Source organism: Enterococcus aquimarinus (assembly GCF_001885765.1).
Lineage (GTDB): Bacteria > Bacillota > Bacilli > Lactobacillales > Enterococcaceae > Enterococcus_I > Enterococcus_I aquimarinus.
Map to the genome: position 1 here is coordinate 1 of NZ_JXKD01000037.1, position 1,520 is coordinate 1,520.

A 1,520-nucleotide genomic window follows, 5' to 3' on the forward strand; every position below is an offset into this window, starting at 1 on the left:
GGCTCTATAATATATGGGACTGATGAAATTAGAAATAATTTCTCAGGCCCATTTTTTGATTACTATAAAAAAACATACCGTTCTCTGTTAGAATTAAGTTACGACACAAAATACCTAAAGAGAGGACGATATGCTTTGCTTAATCATATCAGAATAATGCTTCAGATTAAAGATAAAAATATTACGTTTTTAGATGTAACGGAGGAGGAAATAAAAGGACAATTAACTAACGTCGTTCATGCGACACTTTCACCCGAAATGCGTTCATGTCCCGAGTGCGGTTGTACTAAAATGGGCACCAACGGAAACCATCAATTCGTTAAGAATGGAAAGAAAGTGACGACGATTCGTTTAGCCGCTGTTCATTATATTCCGACCGTCATGAAACTCGCAAAACAGCGCTACTACTGTCGTGAATGTCATCATCATTGGACGGCACAAACGAGCCTTGTTGCGCCTAATTGCTTTATTTCCAGACATATCCGACTCGAGATTGCCCGCTTATTAAAAGAAAGAATTGCCATGAAGTTAATTGCCGAATTGTGCTTTGTCTCAAGTAACACCGTCATCAGAGAGCTTCATCAATTCAAAAAGTATCTTCCGAATAAACAGACATTAGCGTTCCCAAAAGTATTAATGGTTGATGAATTTCGATCGCATGCAAAAAAAGAGGAAAATATGAGTTTCATTTGTGCGGATGGTGAAACAGGCGACTTAGTAGATGTCCTGCCTGATCGCAGGCTAGACAATTTGGTTCATTACTTCAAACACAGTCCCTATGCGCAAGAGGTAGAATTTCTTGTGACAGACATGAACGCTGCTTACTATCAACTGATTCCCAAGGTTTTTAAAAATGCCAAATTAATTATTGATCGATTTCATGTGATCAAACATATTAATACTGCGTTTAATAGCTTCAGAGCCCTTGAAGCCAAGCGATTGATTTCAAAGGGGGGACAATCTGCTACTCGAGGGAGAAAAATAAAAAGTAATTGGAAACGATTGATAAAAAACCGCCAAAACATTGATATCTCGGAATATAAAACATGGCGAAGCTTCCGAGCACCTAAGTACCCTTATCTAACAGAAGCCATGGTCATTGATCGGCTTCTAAGTTATTCTGAACCTTTAAAAGAAGCGTATCAGGTTTTTCATAATATCACAGACGCTTTTAGAGAGAAGGATGCTGATTTATTTTTCGATACCATTAGATCAATGTCTGACAAGTTAAATCCCGAATTCCGACATGCCATTCAAAACCTAGAAAATCATGAAGTAGGCATTCGAAATGGCCTTATTTACCCTTATTCCAATGGAAAAATTGAAGCGAAGAATACCCACATCAAAACATTAAAACGAGTTTCCTATGGCTTCAGATCTTACGACAATATGCGAACCAGAATTTTCTTGACGAACGGGTTAATCAAAATAAAATAACAAAAAAGTACATATCACAAGAAATATATTTTTCTTGTGATACGTACCATAATTGAGCCATCAGTCCTATTTGACAAAGAGCC

General features: G+C 37.4%; 1 protein-coding gene. It reads left to right on the forward strand.

The features are described 5' to 3' along the window. Window positions 1-135: 135 nt before the first annotated feature. Window positions 136-1,437: an ISL3 family transposase gene (locus RU93_RS11825; protein ID WP_071875827.1), complete on the forward strand. Its 1,302-nt coding sequence runs from the start codon at window positions 136-138 to the stop codon at window positions 1,435-1,437. The last annotated feature ends 83 nt before the right edge of the window (window positions 1,438-1,520 follow it).